Here is an 18,685-nt window from a genome sequence, read left to right on the forward strand (position 1 = left end):
CATCGGGTTTCTTGCTCACTCTGCAAATCCTTCGCGGTCGCGCACGACCATCTTGGTGGCCGTCATCGAGGCGATCAGTTTCGGCGGGGCGTCCTGCGACATGGCATAGGCGCGGCCGTCTGAGACGATGATGGTGGTGCCGGGCTTTGTCACTTCGCCGCGAAACAGGAAACGCTCGCCCCGGCCGGGCGAGAGAAGGTTAACCTTGAACTCGATGGTCAGCAGCCCCGCATCCGGCTCCAGCACGGAGTAACCGGCATAGGTGCCCGCCGTTTCCAGCGCGGACGAGATGATGCCGGCATGGAGAATGCCGTGCTGCTGCGTCATCATCTCGTTGAAGGGCAGTTCGATTTCCACCATGCCCTGTTCGACGCGTGTCAGTTCCGCGCCGATCATGCGCATGAAGGCCTGCCGGTCGAAACTCCGGCGGACACGGGCGCGAAAGTCCGGTTCAGTCGTCTCAGCCATGCCCAACACCCCTCTGCTACAGCTCCTGACCGGTCCTTGTGCCGGCAACGCGTTTGGAACGGGCGGAGACTGGCACGCAGCTCCCCTTCCCCGCAAGGGCTTGGGGTTTGCGATCCTCAGTTCAGGAGCAGAATAGAGCCGTTGAGAAGCGTCGCAAACGAGACCCACGCGGCATAAGGCATGAAGAGCCATGCCGACAGGCGATCCTGCTGCCAGGAGACGGCGATGAAGGCGTAGACCGAGATCAGCAGTGCGAGGATGACGATCAGCGCCAGAGCGATCTCGTGAAAGCCGAAGAACAGCGGCGACCAGGCGAAGTTGAACAGCATCTGGGCACCCCAGAAGCGCATGGCGCGCGAGCGCCGATGGTGCAGAAAAGTGCGGGCGCCGACATATCCGATGATCACGTAGAGCGTGGTCCAGACCGGCGCGAAGATCCAGTTCGGCGGGTTGAACGGCGGCTTCTGGAGGGACTGGTACCATTCGCCGGGGATATTGTTGATGCCGATGAGGAGGCCGCAGGCGACGACAGCGACGATGAAGAGAGCATAGGTCGGGAGTGGGGGCATGAGGGTCCGATCAAGGGAATGTCCAGCCGGAGCGCGAATGCTTCGAGACCGGACAGCTGCGAAACTGGGCTTGGGATTTCGGCAAGCGAGGTGGACGGAAAATTAGGGCAGAGCCCAGCGTTTTACAGTGAGGTGCCGAGGCATAGCTCAGGTCGGGCGGGTGCGGACGATATGCTGGTCCCAGGCGATGGAGGTGCTCCTTCTCGCAAAACGGCCGTCATAGGAGGAGACCGCAAAACCCGGGCCCTGCGCCGGCGCGATGCCAGCGGCATCGGCAAGCCTGTCCAGCCGGACGAAGGCGCCGGTGCGCGCATCGACGGTGACGACCGCCCCGCCTTTCGGGGAGGCGAGCCCGACCAGGCCTTGCTCGCGGTGGACGGCGATGGCGCCGACGTAGTTGGAAAGCGCCGCCGAGGCTTCCTCCGGCAGGTCGAGAAAGCGAATGTCCTCGCCGGGCGCGAACACGCCGGCGACGGGCGGGCGGGCATTGCGGGGCCCCTCATACTGGCAGGCAAACCAGATCTGACCTTTCGCATCGATGTCCACATGCCGGGTCGAGAGCTGCCGGAGATGCGGCGGCATGACGTGACGCTCGACCAGACGGCCGGTCGCCGTTTCGATGAGCGCCAGGGACGGCTCCATGTGATCGAGGTTCAGCTTGGTCCGCCCGAAATCCGGATGCGTCTCGATGCCGCCATTGGCGACCACCAGCAGGCGTCCATCCGGCGACAGCGTCATATCGTGTGGACCGATGCCATGGGTCGGGAATTCGGCGATGCGACTGAAACCGTCCGTTCCGTCATAGACGCCGATCATGCCGCGATTGGCAGCGAAGTCGTTCTCCGTCGCGTAGAGCAGCCGACCATCCGCCGAGAAGCAGCCATGCCCGAAGAAATGCCGTCCCTCGCTGGCGGTGATGACGACCGGCTCATTGCCTGCGGCCCCTTCGAGGATCATCGCGAAGGTTCCCGGGCGACGAGCAAAGGCGACGGTGCGGCCGGATACCGGCGAATGGGCCAATCCATGGGCGCGATCCGGCAGGACATGACGATCGATGACCTCGCCTTCCTCGGAGACGGTCGCGATGCCGTAGGACCCATCGCCATCTCTGAAGGCGGAGGCAAAGACAGCGTCCGTCCGGGTAAGAGCCGTGGCGGACGCAGGCGAGAGCGACGCCGCCCAGGCGGCGCCGGCCATAGAGAGGAAGGCTCGTCTGTCGAGAAGCGTCATGACTCAGCCCCGTCAGTCGCCATCGGCAAAGGAGAACCCGGCGCCAAGCCCGATCGCTGCGCCGAAGTCCATGTTCAGCCGTTGCAACAGGTCGTTGGCATTGCGCAGGACGAGGAGCAGTTTCGCGCGTTCGGCCGGGTCCATCAGCGCCTTGTCGATCGGCTGATCGACGGCATCGGCCGAGGCGATGAGATCGTTGAAGACGATGTCGATCGAGTCGGCGATCGACTGCTTGTCTGCCGGCAGAAGCGCCTGCATGCCGGCGGTGTCGAACAGGGCCTTGAGGCCACGGGCATTGCCGGCAACGGACTCCATCGTCTCGCCGGAGCGCCAGTAGACGGCAAGCCTTGGGTGGCCCGCAGACGGCACAGGGGTGATCGCGCCGGCAAAGACCGGGCGCAGGCGCTGGTCGCGCAGGCTTTCCACGCCGTGGACGAGGATGCCGAGAAGTTCGGTCGCGGCCTCTCCCTCCGTCCGGTAGAGCGGATTGTCCGGCCCCGGCGCCTTCCAGGCGGCCTGTACGCCTCGCGGGTTTTCCCAGGCGGCGCTCAGTTCTGCGGCGACGCTTGTGAGGTTTTCGGCGATGGCGCGGGCATAGCGGCAACGGAAGCCATCGGGCGCATCGAGCAGCTCGTCGGCATCGGTGCCGAACAGCACGTATTCCAGTGCGCCGAGCCCCTGCACCGCGACGCTCTTGCCGCGCAGCGAGGTGGCGATCGTCGCGGTCTCGTCATTCTCGGCGAGGATCCGCTGAACCTGTTTCAGGCCCGTGCTCTTGCGATCGGGAAAGAACAGGACGCGCTCGAACCGGTTGTCATCGAGAACGGGTCCGACGCGGACGATCTCGATGCGCGACCAGGCGGCGGTAACCTCGGAGAACGCGCGCTTGGCACGGGCGAGCGACTGCGGCGATGGCCGGTGGCAGAGCGGGCGAAGGTGATCGGCCAGCGCGCCCGTGCGCTCCACCAGATCGCGGTAGCCGGGGCGGATGAAGCCATCGACGGCGCGGGCCATGGCCGTCGGCACGGCGTCTGCCACCAGTCCGCTCGATGGCGCTGCGCCGACATCGTCGTCCGCTTCTTGCGCGACGGCAGGCGTGGCGGAAACAAGTGCCGCGGTGAGCAGGAAGGCTGTCCATAGACGCATCAGAGCGACTCCAGAAAGGCGAGCAACGCCCGGCGATCCGCGGCGTCGAGGGAAACGAAACGATCGCGCGCGGCCTGCGCCTCACCACCGTGCCAGAGAACGGCCTCGGTCAGCGTCTGCGCGCGGCCGTCATGCAGGAAGCCCGCCCGCGCATCGACGGTTTGTGCAAGACCGATACCCCAAAGCGGCGGCGTGCGCCATTCCCCCGGCAGCGGCTTCGCCTCGTCCGTGCTCCCCGGAGCGGACGCCGGGACGGTATCGGACAGGCCTTCGCCCATGTCGTGCAGGAGCAGGTCGGAATAGGGCAAGATGAGCTGGAAAGCCGTGGACGGCGATGTCGGATCGCGGCGGGTGACGAATTTCGGGACATGGCAGGAGGTGCAGCCCGAGTCGGAAAAGAGGCGCTTGCCCTTGAGAACGGCGGGTGCCGCGACGTTCCGCCGCGCCGGGACGGCGAGGTGGCGGGCATAGAAAGCGACGAGATCGAGCACCGGATCGGGCGCCTCGCTTGGCCCCAATCTCTCTTGCACGCCGTCCTCCATGGCAAGGCATTGCGGTTGCCGGGCGGTGCAATCGCCATGGCTTCTCATGTCGTCGGGTGTGGAGATGCCGATATCGGTCGCAAAGGCATCCGCCGCCTGGGCCCGAACGGTTGCAGCCTGCGCCTTCCAGCCGAAGCGGCCGAGCACGGGCGCGCCACTCGCTCCCGGCGCCAGCCAGGACGGCCGGCCGCTGATGCCGTCGCCATCGCGATCATCCGGGTCCGCATGGGCAAGGATATCGGCAACGTCGATCGCCTCCAGCAAACCGAGGCCGGTCATCGGCGGCGCGAGGCGCGGCGACAGGCGGGTGGCGCTGTCAAGCGCCCCGTAGCTAAGGCCTTCGATGCCGTAGACCGGGCGGCGCAGGCTCACGCGTTCGCCGTCGGCCAGTGTGACCAGCAGCTCTTCGTAGCGGAGCGCCAGATGCCCCTCGGCCGGCAGGCCGGGAACGCCGCTATCCTGCAACTGCCGGCCATAGACCGGGTCGCCTCCCGCACCGGACCTCAAAGTATCGGGGAACGAGAACTTCAGAACCAGCGAGGGGCTTCCGGCGGCACCTGCTGGCGGGCGCCCTCGCCCATCCCTGATATGGCAGGTTTCGCAGGAGCGGGCATTGTAGAGCGGGCCGAGGCCGTCCGACGCCTGTGTCGAGGATGGCGAGGATACCCAGAGCTTTTCAAACAGGGCGCTGCCGAGGCGGAAGCTCTCTTCCCCACCACCATCGAGATTGCCTGCAGGATGCGTGAGCCCGGCCCGGTCGGGCTTTGCGGTCGAGGTTCCGGCGCCACCAGCCATGGCCTCGAAAGGCTCAGGTCGGGAGAAGTCATGCGTTGGCCTGACAACGTCGGCAACGCGGCGTCTGTCCTTTTCCGACAGGTCGGTTCTCTGAGGCGCCTTCTCGCTGTGCGGGACGGCAAGCACAGGCATAGGGTCATCAGCCGCGGAGAAACGCCAGCCTGCCCATGCCATGACGAAAGCCGCCGCGAGGGTCGCGGCGGTGATGGGCATGAGAAAACGAGGTGTGGTCCGGGCGGTCATCGCGGATCAGGCTCCGCTGCGTCCGGACGCGGCGCTCATTTGAAGACGGCGTTCGGGTTGTCGAGGCTGTCGGAGCCTTCGAGTTCGATCTTGCCGAGATCCAGTGCCGTCAGCACGCGCTCGACGGTCTTCGACTGGGCGATGAGCCCGTCGATGGCCTTCTGGACGACGGCATTGCCTTCGGTATTGCCTTCCCCGATCATCTGGTCGTAGGCCTCGACCGTCTGGCCGCGCGTGGCCATCGCCTGCATGGCCGCAACGGTCGCAGCGAGCTTTTCCTTCATCTCGGCATCGACGGCCGGATCCTTGGCGGCGACGAGTTCGGACAGGGACGGCCCGGTCAGCTTCGTGCCGTCGGTGCGGGTATAGGTGCCGAGATAGGCCTGCTCGATGCCGATCGCGTCGTGAAGATGCGAATTGTAGGTGTTGTCCGAGAAGCAGTCATGCTCTTCTTCCGGATCGTGCAGCAGCAGGCCGAGCTTCATGCGCTCGCCGGCAAGCTCGCCATAAGACAGCGAACCCATGCCGGTCAGGATGGCGGTGAGGCCGGCCTTCGGATCGGCTTCGACATGCTTGGTGGCGGCACCGTCCGGCGTCCAGTTGGCGACCATTTCCTTCAGGTCGGAAACGAGCAGATCGGTCGCGGCCTTGAGATAGGCGGCGCGGCGATCGCAATTGCCGTTGGTGCAGGCCTTCGTGTCATAGTCGGTGTAGGGACGATTGCCGGCGCCCGGACCGGTGCCGTTCAGGTCCTGGCCCCAGAGCAGGAACTCGATGGCGTGATAGCCGGTCGCCACGTTCGCCTCGATGCCGTCGGCTTCCTGCAGGGTGCCCGACAGGAACTCCGGCGTGATCTTGGATGCGTCGATTTCCTTGCCGTCGATGGAGATCGTCTTGTTGGCAATGACGTTCGCTGTAAAGAGCGCGTTCTCGTCGCTTTCACTGCCATAGCTCGCATCGACATAGTCGATCAGGCCCTCGTCGAGTGGCCAGGCATTGACCTTGCCTTCCCACTCATCGACGATCGGGTTGCCGAAGCGGTAGACTTCGGTTTCCTGATAGGGGTTGCGGGCGACGAGCCAGGCTTCGCGGGCGGCCTTGAGCGTGGCTTCGCTCGGCGTCGCGATCAGCGCGTCCACGGCTTTGTCGAGCGCCTGCGCGGTCGTCAGAGCGTCCTCGAACTTGGCATGGGCCACTTCGGAGTAATGCTTGAGCACGGCAGCGGCATCGGTCGCGGCATGGGCCGACTGAATTGTCAGCACGGAGGTGGCGGTCGCCAGTGCCAGAGCGGCGGTACGAAGGAATGATACGGTCATGACCTCTCCTCGGCGGAGCCCGGCCGGGGTCCGGACAGGGGGTACCGCACGCGTGAAACGGATCCGGGACCGGGCGCGCCCTCAAGCACTGCCCTGTCCCGTTCGATCCTCATGAACCAAAACGAAACTTGTGTCAAAGCGTATAGTTTAGAATGCTTTGAACCTGTCACGCCTGCCGTTGCAGCATGGCGAAGAAGAAGCCGTCGGTCGCGGTGGATGCCGGCGACAGCGTCAGCGTGCGACCATCGCGCGTAACCGGGCGGCGACCGGCCATGCCGAACAGGGCATTCCAGCTATCGAGCGCCGACATGGCCGTGAAGGCCGGGTTCTCTCCAAGGAAGCGATCGACCTGCCGGTCGTTTTCTTCCGGCAGGACGGAACAGGTGACATAGACGAGCCGCCCGCCGGGACGGACGTAGCGCGCAGCTTCCGCCAGCGCCTCGCGCTGCTGACCCTGACGCTCCTGGATGTTGCGCTCGTTCAGGCGCCATTTAGTATCCGGACGGCGGCGCCATGTTCCGGTGCCCGTGCAGGGGGCATCCACCAGCACGGCATCGCAGCGGTCCGTCAGATTGGCGAGCGCCTGGGGCCGGTCGTGAACCTGAACGTTGCGGGTACCCGCCCGCTTCAGCCGCTCGATGATCGGCGCCAGGCGCTTGCGGTCGGTATCGAAGGCGTGGACCTGGCCCTTGTTGTCCATGGTCGCGGACAGAGCCAGCGTCTTGCCACCGCCGCCGGCGCAGTAATCGAGGATCTGCTCGCCACCGGTCGCACCGACCAGATCGGCGACGATCTGCGAACCTTCGTCCTGAACCTCGAACCAACCCTTTTGGAAGGAAAGCTCGGCCGTGACGTTCGGGAGCCTCGAGGGGCCTTCGCCGGGGGCGACGCGCAGGCCCTGCCGCGCGGTTTCGGTCGGCTGCACGCCGGCCTCATCGAGCGCTTTGATAACTTTCGCGCGATCGGCCTTCAGCGTGTTGACGCGCAGGTCGAGGGCCGGGCGTTCGGCCAGTGCCGCGGCTTCCTCCAGCCAGCGATCGCCGAAGACCGCCTGGAAGGACGGCACCACCCATTCCGGAACATCTCCCTGAACATGCGCGGGTGCGTCCTTAAGAGCGCGGCTGCGAAAAGCGGCCAAGGCGGCTTCGGGCAGCGGGGGCGGCGCGAAGCGGTCACCCTCCAGGCTTGCCGCCAGCGTTTCCGGCGTCTGGCCCCACTGGCGCAGCATGACGGCGTAACCGAGCGCGGTCGCGCTATCGTCGTCCATCAGGTAGGCGTGGGACAGTTTCTGGCGGAGCGCGTCGTAGACGATATTGCCGATCGCGGCGCGGTCGCCGGAGCCGGCGAACCGATGGGCAAGGCCCCAGTCCTTCAGCGCATCCGCGACAGGGCGCTTTCGCGTCTCGATGTCGGAGAGAACATCGATCGCACCGGCAAGTCGTCCACCCAGTCGCATCGGTCACACTCCATCGGTCCGCAGCACAAATCCATCGTCTATCTCGGCGCGTGTACCGGCGATGAAGGCGAAGAGCAAGCGGGAAGGCCTTTTGCGGCCTTTGTCCTTCCCTCCACATTCCCGTGCCGTGCTTAGGCCGTGGAGGAAGTCTATCCATCGGCCCCGATCTTTTCCGGGAACCTTTTTCAGCGTCGGGCTTTAACCGACGACGCGATAACAGATGCTGGCGTGACCCGAACTCACCATGCCCACCTGTGAAGCTGCGGCCTTGGAAAGGTCAAGGACACGGCCGCGAATGAACGGGCCGCGATCATTGATGCGAACGACGACGCTCTTGCCGTTGCGTTTGTTGGTGACTTCGACACGGGTTCCGAACTTCAGGCTGCGATGCGCAGCGGTCAGATAGGAAGCGTTCATTCTCTCGCCGGAAGCTGTCCGGGATGAGAGGGCATACCACGATGCGCCGCCGCAGCCGGCACCGGCTGCTTGTGATGGTGTGATGGATGTGAAAGTTGCCCCCAAAGCAACGCATGCCGCCAGTGCGACATTGGCAAGTTTCATACTCGTCAACAAGGTACCCCTTCGTCGTATCGTCTTGCTTTTCAGCGAACGAGACGGCTTGTCCGGGGCAAAAATGGCGGAAACGTGCTTCAACCGTTAAGCAACGGTTAGGATTTACTGCTTTTGCTGTCCGTTGAATTTTCTTAAAATTTTGAAAAATCATCCTTGGACTGAAAAAAGTCCGTGGAATCAAACCGATTCATAAAATACGGCTTTTTGTGGAATGATTTTTCCACAGGCTGGATAAAATGAGATTAAAAGTTTGAAATCGCGAAAAACAGATCGCTTTGCAGTGTTCTCTGAATCGCATTCTCTCGACATGGTTGCATTGCCGGCAAAGGAAATTCAGCCCTTACATCAGGATTTCCAGCAATCCTCATTCCACATCTGACGAAGAGACTGACGGTAATCGGGATAGAGGAAGGTATATCCGGCGGCGCGTAGCTTTGCGTTCGAAACACGCTTGTTCTCGCCGTAGAAGGTGCGCGCCATCGGCGAGAGTTCGGCGGTCTCGAAAGCGATTTCCGGCGGGGGCGTCACGCCCATCAGGCGCGCGGCTTCCAGCACGACATCCTGCGGCGGGGCAGGCTCGTCATCCGTGACGTTGAAGATACCGCCTATGCCTTTCTCGCTCAGAAACGCGACGGAGCCTGCTATATCCTCGACGCGGATGCGGTTGAACACCTGCCCGGGCTTCACCAGTCGCCGCGCCGTGCCATTCGCCAGATTGCAGAAGCCGTTGCGGCCCGGCCCGTAAATGCCCGAGAGCCTGAGAACGGCGACAGGGATGTCTGCGGCCTGTCCAAGCTCCAGCCATGCCTGCTCCGCCTCGACGCGCTCCTTGGACCGGTCTGAGACGGGTTCGAGCGGTGCATCCTCGGTCACCCATGCCCCTTTGTGATCGCCGTAAACGCCGACGGTCGAGAGATAGGCGGCCCAACGGAGGTTCGGCATAAGGGTGGTGATATCGGGCATTCCCGGCCGCATCAGCGGATCGCCGGCCTTGCCGGGCGCGATAGACTGCACGAGATGCGTCGTCCGCTGCATCACAGCACGGAGCTCGGGAGAGATCGTTTCGCCGTCATAGATCAGCGCATCGAGGCTCATATCGACGAGTGTCTGCCGCCGCTCCTGCGAGCGGGTGGTACCGGCGACCGAGCGTGACTCCGGCAGGAGACGGCGGGCAATGGCTGCGCCGGAAAAACCGGCACCCAGAATGAGAATGTCCATCATGCGGCTCCTGCTCGTATCCATTCTTCCAAGACCTCGCTGTCATCTTCCAGAGATCGCTCTCGGGCAAGTTCCCTGAAAGCGTCGGGCGACAGCAGCCGGGACAACGCCCAGACGGCCATGCCGCGCACCACGGGCGCGGCATCCGTGAGGCGCGCGCGGCATGGGCCGACCAGCGCGGGATCGCCGGAGTTGCCGGCGGCGATCAGGCAGTTGCGCACAAAACGATCGCGCCCGATGCGCTTGACCGGCGAGCCGGAGAACAGCGCGCGAAAACCGGCATCGTCCAGCGCGAGGAGAAGGGCGAGCGATGGCGCGGCGAGATCGGCGCGGGCCTTCAGCTTCATCTCGCTCGCGACGGCGGCAAACTTGTTCCAGGGACAGGCCGAGAGACAGTCGTCGCAGCCATAGATGCGATTGCCGATGGCCGGGCGCAGCGCGGGGTCGATCGGCCCCTTGTGCTCGATCGTGAGGTAGGAGATGCAGCGGCGCGCGTCGATCTTGTAAGGTGCTGGAAAGGCATCCGTCGGGCAGGCATCGAGGCACGCGCGACAGGAGCCGCAATGATCGCGCTCGGGCGCATCGATCTCAAGGTCTTCCGTCGTGAACAGGCTGCCGAGGAACAGCCATGAGCCGAAGCTGCGGCTGACGAGATTGGTGTGCTTGCCCTGCCAGCCGAGGCCCGCCTGCTCGGCCAACGGCTTTTCCATCACCGGCGCCGTATCCACGAAAACCTTGACGTCGGCGCCTGCCCGCGCGGCAAAGCGTGTCGCGACCTCTTTCAGACGCCCCTTGATGACATCGTGGTAGTCGCGGTTCTGGGCATAGACGGAAATGGCGCCGCGATCCTTCAGGTCGAGCACCGCGCGCGGGTCGTGGTCAGGCCCATAGTTCATGCCGAACATGACGACGGAGCGCACCTCGCTCCAGAGCGTGCGCGGGTCCGCACGCCGCTCGGCGGTCTCGGCCATCCAGTCCATGGTGCCGTGATAGTCGTGATCGAGGAAATCCGCGAGGCGGGCCGGTGCGTCGGGTATCGTGTCCGGCGTCGTGACGCGACAGACGTCGAAGCCCTTGTCGCGTGCTTCGGCCTTCAGGAAGGCCGTGAGGCTCGCACGGCGGCGCAGGGTTGCGCCGTCCGCGCGGCGTTGCGGATCAGAAGTCGAGGTCCGCATAATGCGATACCGGGGTCAGGCCGCGCACGCGCTCGGCCAGCAGCGGGCGAAAGGAGGGGCGCGACTTCAGGCGCTGGTACCAGTCCTTGGCGGCCGGCGCCTCCGTCCAGTCGATCTCGCCCATATAGTCGAGCACGGAGAGGGCCGCCGCCGCCGCGAGATCCGCATAGGACAGGCGATCGCCCGCCAGATAGGTGCGCGACCCTGCAAGCCAGGACAGGTACTTCATATGCTGGCGGATATTGGCGCGCGACAGACGCAGCATCTTCGAGTCAGGCGCGCCGCCGCCCTGCTCTGCCGTCATCTGCAGCTTGAAGATCCGCTCGCGCACCAGAGGGCGCGTCACGTCCGCCTCCATCTTCAGGAGGAACCATTCGGTCAGGCGGCGGATTTCCGCACGCTGGAACGGGTCTTCCGCCAGAAGCCGGCGCTCGCGTTTCAGGACACCATTGGTCTCGTCGAGATATTCGGAGATGACGGCGGCGCCGCACAAAGCCCGCATGCTGTCATCGACATAGACGGGCAGCGTCGCAGCCGGATTGAGCGCCAGAAAATCGCGTCGCTTTTCCCAGGGCTGCTCTTCCGTCAGATCCGTCTGGTAGCCGTATTCCGACAGGATGAGCCGGACGAAACGGGACGCTGTGGACATGGGGTGGTGATAGAGTGTGGGCATCGATGCGTCTGTCTCGGAACAGGTTTTCAAGGTTGGATCGCGGGGCGCGGTTTCGTCTGGCAATGGCAGAGAGAAGGCAGCTATAAGACAGCGCTCGTCGCAGCTATAGAAGCAAGCTTTCCCGAACTCAAGCGAATCGGCCCTCCCCCGGTTCTTGAACCCTTAAACTCCTTTGCTTAAAGGAAACTTTACCTCATGCCCGAACATTCGATCTTCAGTGCGCTCATTCTGGGCCTTATCGAAGGCCTGACCGAGTTCATTCCCGTGTCCTCCACGGCGCATATCCTGCTGGCAGGCCATTTTCTGGGCTTTGAGTCGAAGGGGAAGACCTTCGAGATCATCATCCAGCTCGGCGCGATCCTCGCCATCCTCACCGTCTATTTCCAGCGGCTCTGGTCGATCCTGATCGCGCTGCCCAGCGATCCCAAGGCCCGGCGCTTCGTGCTTCTCATCCTGCTCGCCTTCCTGCCGGCGGCGGTCATCGGGTTTCTGGCTCATGACTTCATCAAGAACGTGCTGTTCGAGACGCCGAAGCTGATCTGCGTCATGCTGATCGTCGGCGGCATCATTCTCTACGCGATCGATCGCATGCCGCTGAAGCCGCGCTACCACGACATGATGGACTACACGCCGGCGCTCGCGCTGAAGATCGGTCTGTTCCAGTGCCTCGCCATGATCCCCGGCACGTCCCGCTCCGGCGCGACCATTGCCGGTTCGCTCCTGATGGGCTCCGACAAACGCTCGGCCGCCGAATTTTCGTTTTTCCTCGCCATCCCCACCATGCTCGGTGCGACGGTTCTGGATCTCTACAAAAATCGCGACGTTCTGGATTTCAACGATGCGTCGCTGATCGCGGTCGGCTTCATCGCCGCCTTCGTCTCGGCGCTGCTCGTGGTGCGCTCGCTGCTCGCCTTCGTGTCCAGCCGCGGCTTTGCCCCGTTCGCCATCTGGCGCATCGTCGTCGGCACGGTCGGCCTCATCGGCCTCACCGTTTTCGGCTGACGCTTCAACAAGAAAAAACCGCATGCAGCCGGATCACGGTCTGCATGCGGTTTCCTGGCCCCCGCCATACCCTCAGAAATTCATATCGCCAGCCGATGAAACATCACGGCTGCAAGACGGCGTCAGCGACCGGAAACGAGACCGATCGACGAGGTCGTGCAAGGATCGACGCCATAAGCCGGCGCACAGTTATCGTGGCTGCCTGCCACGGTCTTCGGAGCGGCAAACGAGCCTGCAACGATGACCAATGCCGCGCACGCAAAGAAGATTGCGATCGACTTACCCATTTACTCTCTAGCCTTTCGAGATGTCGGAATGGCGTGCCCTGATCCTGACAAAGGCACGCGGCTGCTGTCTATGCTCCAGCACCGGCACAAGCAATAACGCAACATGTTGAATCGCCGGTAAAGGCCGACGGCAAATGTGCAGTGCGGCAGAACTGCAACGCCGCCTCGCCCGGACAAACGAAAGCCGCCGGTGATAAGCCGGCGGCTGGTTCATTCTGTCGTTCGTCAGCGCTCAAGCAGCCTTGCCGGAGCGGGTGTACTGGCCCTGCGGCCGGTAGCGGACGAGGTAGCTCGGGATGATCGCCTCGACCAGCGTCGGCTCGATGCCGAAGGCCTTGAAGGTGCGTCCTTCGGCTTCGGCCGCCGGCGAGACGACGTTGTCGCTCTTCAGCAGCGTCACCTGATCCGACGTCAGCGGCGGCGCGATGAGCGGCACCATGGAGGCGATGCTGCCGATGAGGGATGCGGCGCCGAAGGGCAGCGTGATGAGCGCGCGCTTGCGATCGATCGCCTTCAGCATGATTTCGAGACACTGGCGGAAGGTCAGCACTTCCGGGCCACCGAGTTCGTAGATCCGGCCCTTCTCGACCTTGCCTTCGACGGCCTTCGCGACAGCTTCCGCGACATCCGCGACATAGACCGGCTGGAACGCGGTCTTGCCGCCGCCGACCAGCGGCAGGGCCGGCGAAAAGCGCGACATCTGGGCAAACTTGTTGAAGAAGCCGTCTTCCGGACCGAAGACGATCGAGGGGCGTAGGATGACCGCATCCGGCGTGATTTCCATCACAGCCTTTTCGGCCTTCGCCTTCGACTGGGCGTAGATGGACCCGCTGCCGGCATCCGCACCGATCGCGGAGACGTGGGTCAGCGATGCACCGACGCTGCGGGCGGCCTCGGCCACGGCACGTGCGCCGAAATCCTGCACGGCATCGAACGTGTTACGGCCGGCCTCGAAGAGGATGCCGACGCAGTTGACGACGTGATCGCTGCCCTGAACGGCCGCATCGACCGACTGGCGGTAGCGCAGGTTCGCCTGGACGAAGGAGATCTGGCCGACATTGCCGAGCGGCTGAAGGAAGCCCGCCAGATCGGGGCGGCGCACGGCGACCCGGATGCGGAAACCGCGCCGAGCAAGCGCGCGCACCACGTGCCTCCCGACGAATCCCGATCCGCCGAAGACGGTGACGAGCGGGGGAAGATTGGACAGGGTCATGGAACGGCGCTCCGGTGTTTTTTCAGGCAGGATCAGACATGCGATATAGCTTACCTCGCCTCCTACGGGAAGGTATCATGCGGCGCAACATGTCGCAGACGGGCAGCGCGGCTCAGACGCCTTCGACCACCAGCATGTCGGCATCGGCGACCTCTTGGCGGATGGCCGCGGCGATCTGGTATTCCGGCGAATGGTAGCAGGCGACGGCGGCCTCCACCGAAGGGAATTCGATGATCACATTGCGCGCCCGGATGTCGCCTTCCAGCTTTTCCACCGGTCCGCCGCGCGCGAGGAAGACGGCGCCGTATGCCTCGAAGGCGGGCTTGGCCGCCGAGACGTAATCCTTGTAGCGCTCGGCATCGCGAACATCGACGCGGGCGATCCAGTATCCTTTGGCCATGGCGATCTCCTTCTTGAAACGTGCGGTGTTGAAACGGTCAGTCGTTGCTCGGCCAGGCCGCGCGGCGCATATCGTCGAGGATAGCGCGCGTTGCAGCCCGCGGGTCTTCCGCCTTCACGATCGGCCGCCCGACGACGAGGTGGCTCGCACCGGCCGAGATCGCATCGAACGGGGTCATCACCCGCTTCTGGTCGCCCTTGTCGGCCCCCACGGGCCGGATGCCGGGCGTGACCACGGCGAGATCGGGACCGACGACCTCGCGAACGATCGCGGCCTCCTCTGCGGAACAGACGATGCCGCCCATCCCCGCTTCGCGGGCCTGCGCTGCCCGGCGCAGCACGAGCGCGCGGGGATCGTCGGCATAGCCGGCGGCCGTCAGATCGTCGGCATCCATCGAGGTCAGCACGGTCACGCCGAGCAGGCAGAGGCCGGAACCCTTCGCGGCCTCGACCGCAGCGGCCATGGCTTTCGGATAGGCATGCAGCGTCAGCATGGTCATGCCCATGCGCGCGATGTTCTCGACGCCTTTGGCGACCGTGTTGTCGATGTCGAGAAGCTTCATGTCGAGGAAGATCTTCTTGCCCGATGCGGCGAGGTCTCTCGCAAAGTCGAGACCGCCGGCAAAGACCAGCTGGTAGCCGATCTTGTAGAACTGCCCGTCGTCACCGATGGCATCGACGATGCCTTGCGCCTCGGCGATCGTGGGAACGTCGAGACCGATGATCAACCTGTCGCGCACTGCCTCAGCCATCCGTCCACCCCTGCCAGTCCTCGATGCGGGTCCACTTGCACACCGGACGCCTGCGGGCAAGGGGAAAAGCCGTGTCGCCGGCATCTAGCAGCGAGCTGCCGAGGGGAAACGCGAAAAGATTGCCGCCGCCGCCCGGCCCCTGATCGTGCGCCCGCGAAATGGGAATGCCGGAGAGATGACAGTAGAGCAACGTGCCGACGCCGCCATGGCCGATGAAGGCGATCGGGATCGAGGGATCATGCGCGTCGAGCACGGACGTGACGGCGCGAACGATGCGGGCCTGAGCGTCATCGGCCGTTTCCCAGCCACGGAAGCTCGCGGCAGGTTCGGCAAAGAAGCTGTCCGCTGCCGCCTCGAACTCCGCCGGCGGCAGGAAGCCTGTCGCCGAGCGGTCGTTCTCGCCGGCGTTCGCCAGCACCTCGACCGACACGACCGACGCTTCGGCAAAAATGGCTGCCGTCTCCAGCGCCTTCGTCTCGTCCGAGGAGACGATACGACCGATGCGGCGCGCCCATCCGGAGGCGGCGGCAGTCCGGGCCCGCTGGCGACCCTTTTCGGAGAGCCCCCAGCGCGGGATCGGCACGTCCGGATCGATCGCGACCTCGGGGTGGCTGATATAGAGACCGAACATGAGGGCCTCAGTGGGTCTTGCGGTAGATCCAGAGCCGTGCCGGCGGGATGTTGCGCATGATGAAGTCGAGCTGTTCTGTGCGGAACCGGTCCGGCATATTGGCGACCGGCGAGCGCGGGCCGTAGGAAATCTGCACCACCGGGCGGCCGACGGGCACCCGCGTCAGCAGATCCTCGATCAGCGCGACGCGACGATGCATCGGGATGGTGAGGAGCGGCACGGCGCAGATGACGCAATCGAACTGGTCGCTGGCCCGACGGCCGAGCGTCGTTCCGAGATTGAAGGCATCGCCGTTGATGAACTCGACCGTGGGAAAGCGCTTCAGGAGCTGATTGTAGAAATCGCTCGAATATTCGACCGAAACGAGCTGCTCGGGCGCCACGCCATGATCGAGGATCGCCTTGGTGATTACGCCCGTGCCGGGCCCGAGTTCGAGGACTGGAAGACCGGAGCCCGTATCGATGACGCTCGCCATCCGCCGTGCCGCAATCGACGAGGTCGGCGTGATCGCACCGACGGCCTTCATGTTGCTGCGCCAGCCCTTGAAGAACCGGATTTCCTCATCGAATTTCTTGCCGAAACGCTCTTTCAAACGCAAATTCATACTCGTCTCCACTCCGACTCGCTGCTTGAGCGTTCGCTGTCATACCGCATTCAAAAACCCTAGGCGACAAAAACCGTTCTCTTTGCGTCATTTCGTTGTTAACTTTAAGCCTAGCCGACATGCCTGACGCGATCCGAACATTGGCTGCGAGAATGGTGGCCAGCGTGTAGACTGCTGCTCGAAACAGCACGGAGCTCCAGAATGAACGGTGCATCTTCCTTCCTCGGCTTTCCGGATCGCCTTCCTCAGGACACCAAGCCTATCGCCGCCGTCTTCGGTGCAGGGCACGGAAGCACCTATGCGGGCAAAGACAGCAGCGGATATGCGCTCGCCGCGGACGCCATTCGGGCAGCAAGCCAGGAGGATGCTGGCCTGATCGATCACTGGGATTTCGATCTTGGCGGCCCGCTCTTCGAGGAAGGCGCGCCTTGCTGCGTCGATCTTGGGAACGTGCCGACCCGAATGGAGGACAATGCGGGCAACCGGGCACGTATCGAAGCGACGACACGGGAGCTTCTCGCAACGGGTGCCGTTCCGATTCTTCTCGGCGGCGACGATTCCGTGGTGATTCCGTTCCTCTCGGGCTTTGCGGACGCAGGGCCGATATGGATCGTCCAGATCGATGCTCATATTGACTGGCGAGACACCCTGCACGGTGAGCGATACGGCTATTCAAGCCCCATGCGGCGGGCGAGCGAGATGCCCCATGTCGCAGGCATCGTTCAGGTGGGCATGCGGGGTATCGGCAGTGCGCGCCGTGTCGAGGTCGAGGATGCGCTGCGCTTTGGCAGCAACCTCATTACCGCACGGCAGGTTCACGCCGACGGTGTCGCAGCAGCCCTTCGGCATATCCCGGAGGGAGCGAAGGTCGTCATAACGGTGGATTGCGACGGTCTCGACCCGAGCATGATGCCGGGCGTGGCTGCACCGTCATCGGGCGGGCTGACCTATACGCAGGTGATCGACATCATCGCCGGCGTCGGCACGCGTGGCCGGCTCGTCGGGTTCGATCTGGTCGAGCTTTTTCCGCCGGCCGACATTGGGGGCATCTCGGCGTTGACGGCGTCACGCTTGGTCGTCAACGCCATCGGCAGGATCATCCGCCAGAGGTAAACGGCCCGGCTTTCTATGGAGATATGGCCTGCCGCAGCAGGTGTAGACTACACCCGCATCGGCATCAGCACATACAGCGCATCTTCACCGGCAAGGTCGCGCACGAGAGTGGGCGAACCCGCATCCGCGAGCATGAAGACGGCTTCGGTTCCCGAAAGCTGGGCCGTGATGTCGAGGAGGTATTTGGCGTTGAAGCCGATTTCGAGCGGCTCGTTGTCGTAGCCGACCGGCAGCTCTTCCGTCGCGCTGCCGCTGTCGGGATTGTTGACGGTCAGCGTCAGCTGCCCATCGGCGAGCGCGAGCTTGACGGCGCGGCCGCGCTCGGAGGAAATCGTAGAGACGCGATCGACGGCCTGCGCGAAGGACTGGCAGTCGATCCGCAGTTCCTTCTCATTGTTGGCCGGGATGACGCGCTGGTAATCCGGGAACGTGCCGTCGATCAGCTTCGACGTCATGACGATCGAGCCGATGCTCATCCGGATCTTGGCGTCGGAGATTTCCAGCGTCACGGTTGCGTCGGGCTGGTCCACCAGCTTCTGCAGCTCGCCCACCGTCTTGCGGGGAATGATGATGCCCGGCATACCTTCGGAGCCGGACGGCGCCTCCAGATCGGCGCGCGCGAGGCGGTGACCGTCGGTCGCCACGGCGCGCAGCTTCAGGTCGCCCTTGCTTTCGATCGTGTGGATGTAGATGCCGTTCAGGTAGTAACGCGTCTCCTCCGTGGAGATCGCGAACTGCGTGCGATCGATCAGCATCTTCAGATCGGTCGCCTTCATGGTGAACTTGTGCGTGAAGGTGCCGGCGTTCAGATCCGGAAAATCCGACTGCGGCAGGCACTGGAGCGAGAATTTCGACCGGCCGGAGGCAACAGTCATCGCCGTGCCCTCGGCATTGGTCGAAAGCCGCACTTCCGAACCATCCGACAGCTTGCGCACGATGTCGTAGAGAAGGTGGGCCGGCACGGTGGTGGCGCCCGGCTGCTCGACTTGGGCGGGCGTCGCCTCGGTGATTTCGAGATCGAGGTCGGTCGCCTTCATGTCGAGGCTTTCGCCTTCGGCCCGCAGCAGCACGTTCGACAGGATCGGAATGGTGTTCCGGCGCTCGACGACCCGGTGGACATGGTTCAGCGATTTGAGAAGATTGGACCGCTCGATCGTAATGCGCATGTGATGCTGTCGCTTTCCATCAGGACCGGAAGACGCTTCCCGGCATGAACTCTTGAACGCCTCGACCACCGGGCCGCGGGCGGCCGAAGGGCGGCGTGGATATGGACGCGCAAA

Annotated in this window: 19 protein-coding genes; 2 read left to right on the forward strand and 17 right to left on the reverse strand. The window is 64.0% G+C overall.

Annotated elements, in window-relative coordinates; translation table 11 throughout:
* Positions 1 to 15: 15 nt before the first annotated feature.
* From G8E10_RS02340 to G8E10_RS02390, 11 genes are all read right to left on the reverse strand, one after another.
* Complete coding sequence (locus G8E10_RS02340) at positions 16 to 468, reverse strand: PaaI family thioesterase (protein WP_132664169.1); 453 nt, start codon at positions 466 to 468, stop codon at positions 16 to 18.
* Between the two features lie 116 nt (positions 469 to 584).
* Complete coding sequence (locus tag G8E10_RS02345) at positions 585 to 1,037, reverse strand: TspO/MBR family protein (protein WP_167126481.1); 453 nt, start codon at positions 1,035 to 1,037, stop codon at positions 585 to 587.
* A gap of 147 nt (positions 1,038 to 1,184) precedes the next feature.
* Complete coding sequence (locus G8E10_RS02350; RefSeq protein WP_167126484.1) at positions 1,185 to 2,267, reverse strand: DUF1513 domain-containing protein; 1,083 nt, start codon at positions 2,265 to 2,267, stop codon at positions 1,185 to 1,187.
* Positions 2,268 to 2,279: 12 nt separating this feature from the next.
* On the reverse strand, positions 2,280 to 3,413 hold the full coding sequence (locus G8E10_RS02355) for an imelysin family protein (RefSeq protein WP_167126487.1): 1,134 nt from the start codon (positions 3,411 to 3,413) through the stop codon (positions 2,280 to 2,282).
* Positions 3,413 to 4,882 carry a di-heme oxidoreductase family protein gene (locus G8E10_RS02360; RefSeq protein WP_281517396.1) on the reverse strand — a complete coding sequence of 490 codons (1,470 nt, stop codon included), beginning with the start codon at positions 4,880 to 4,882 and terminating at the stop codon, positions 3,413 to 3,415. The genes G8E10_RS02355 and G8E10_RS02360 overlap by 1 nt, the downstream gene beginning before the upstream one ends.
* Before the next feature lie 146 nt (positions 4,883 to 5,028).
* Positions 5,029 to 6,309, reverse strand: coding sequence for an imelysin family protein (locus G8E10_RS02365; protein ID WP_167126493.1), 1,281 nt, complete (start codon positions 6,307 to 6,309; stop codon positions 5,029 to 5,031).
* A gap of 166 nt (positions 6,310 to 6,475) precedes the next feature.
* Positions 6,476 to 7,765, reverse strand: coding sequence for an RsmB/NOP family class I SAM-dependent RNA methyltransferase (locus G8E10_RS02370; protein ID WP_167126496.1), 1,290 nt, complete (start codon positions 7,763 to 7,765; stop codon positions 6,476 to 6,478).
* Positions 7,766 to 7,963: 198 nt separating this feature from the next.
* Entirely contained in the window at positions 7,964 to 8,335 is a 372-nt protein-coding gene (locus tag G8E10_RS02375; RefSeq protein WP_425530812.1) for a septal ring lytic transglycosylase RlpA family protein, read from the reverse strand.
* A gap of 348 nt (positions 8,336 to 8,683) precedes the next feature.
* Positions 8,684 to 9,556, reverse strand: a complete 873-nt coding sequence (locus G8E10_RS02380; RefSeq protein WP_167126499.1) for an SDR family oxidoreductase — start codon at positions 9,554 to 9,556, stop codon at positions 8,684 to 8,686.
* Positions 9,556 to 10,731 carry a tRNA epoxyqueuosine(34) reductase QueG gene (gene queG, locus G8E10_RS02385; protein WP_167126503.1) on the reverse strand — a complete coding sequence of 392 codons (1,176 nt, stop codon included), beginning with the start codon at positions 10,729 to 10,731 and terminating at the stop codon, positions 9,556 to 9,558. Before queG ends, G8E10_RS02380 begins: the two co-directional genes overlap by 1 nt.
* The gene (locus tag G8E10_RS02390) at positions 10,712 to 11,404 is read right to left on the reverse strand and encodes a glutathione S-transferase family protein (RefSeq protein WP_092931663.1); all 693 of its coding nucleotides are present in this window, start codon (positions 11,402 to 11,404) and stop codon (positions 10,712 to 10,714) included. Before G8E10_RS02390 ends, queG begins: the two co-directional genes overlap by 20 nt.
* A 195-nt stretch (positions 11,405 to 11,599) precedes the next feature.
* Between G8E10_RS02390 and G8E10_RS02395 the strand changes: the two genes are divergently transcribed.
* Positions 11,600 to 12,406 (forward strand): undecaprenyl-diphosphate phosphatase, encoded by an 807-nt coding sequence (locus G8E10_RS02395; RefSeq protein WP_167126506.1) that lies wholly within the window; start codon positions 11,600 to 11,602, stop codon positions 12,404 to 12,406.
* Positions 12,407 to 12,925: 519 nt separating this feature from the next.
* On the opposite strand, the gene G8E10_RS02400 is transcribed toward G8E10_RS02395, so the two are convergent.
* The 5 genes from G8E10_RS02400 to pmtA all read right to left on the reverse strand — a co-directional run bounded on the left by G8E10_RS02400 (position 12,926) and on the right by pmtA (position 16,292).
* Positions 12,926 to 13,906 carry a complex I NDUFA9 subunit family protein gene (locus G8E10_RS02400; protein ID WP_167126509.1) on the reverse strand — a complete coding sequence of 327 codons (981 nt, stop codon included), beginning with the start codon at positions 13,904 to 13,906 and terminating at the stop codon, positions 12,926 to 12,928.
* Between the two features lie 112 nt (positions 13,907 to 14,018).
* Positions 14,019 to 14,306, reverse strand: coding sequence for a DUF1330 domain-containing protein (locus G8E10_RS02405; RefSeq protein ID WP_167126512.1), 288 nt, complete (start codon positions 14,304 to 14,306; stop codon positions 14,019 to 14,021).
* A 37-nt stretch (positions 14,307 to 14,343) separates the two neighbouring features.
* Positions 14,344 to 15,057 carry an orotidine-5'-phosphate decarboxylase gene (gene pyrF / locus G8E10_RS02410; RefSeq protein ID WP_167126515.1) on the reverse strand — a complete coding sequence of 238 codons (714 nt, stop codon included), beginning with the start codon at positions 15,055 to 15,057 and terminating at the stop codon, positions 14,344 to 14,346.
* The gene (locus tag G8E10_RS02415; protein ID WP_167126518.1) at positions 15,050 to 15,688 is read right to left on the reverse strand and encodes a histidine phosphatase family protein; all 639 of its coding nucleotides are present in this window, start codon (positions 15,686 to 15,688) and stop codon (positions 15,050 to 15,052) included. Before G8E10_RS02415 ends, pyrF begins: the two co-directional genes overlap by 8 nt.
* Positions 15,689 to 15,695: 7 nt before the next feature.
* Positions 15,696 to 16,292, reverse strand: coding sequence for a phospholipid N-methyltransferase PmtA (gene pmtA / locus G8E10_RS02420; protein WP_132664189.1), 597 nt, complete (start codon positions 16,290 to 16,292; stop codon positions 15,696 to 15,698).
* 201 nt (positions 16,293 to 16,493) lie between these two features.
* On the opposite strand from pmtA, the gene G8E10_RS02425 reads away from it, so the two are divergent.
* Positions 16,494 to 17,405 (forward strand): arginase family protein, encoded by a 912-nt coding sequence (locus G8E10_RS02425; RefSeq protein ID WP_167126521.1) that lies wholly within the window; start codon positions 16,494 to 16,496, stop codon positions 17,403 to 17,405.
* Between the two features lie 47 nt (positions 17,406 to 17,452).
* Here the strand turns inward: G8E10_RS02425 and dnaN are convergent, their stop codons facing one another.
* A complete protein-coding gene (dnaN, locus tag G8E10_RS02430; protein ID WP_092931645.1) occupies positions 17,453 to 18,571 on the reverse strand; it encodes a DNA polymerase III subunit beta in 1,119 nt (372 codons plus the stop codon).
* Between the last annotated feature and the right edge of the window lie 114 nt (positions 18,572 to 18,685).

Source organism: Ferranicluibacter rubi, assembly GCF_011603255.1.
Classification (GTDB): domain Bacteria; phylum Pseudomonadota; class Alphaproteobacteria; order Rhizobiales; family Rhizobiaceae; genus Ferranicluibacter; species Ferranicluibacter rubi.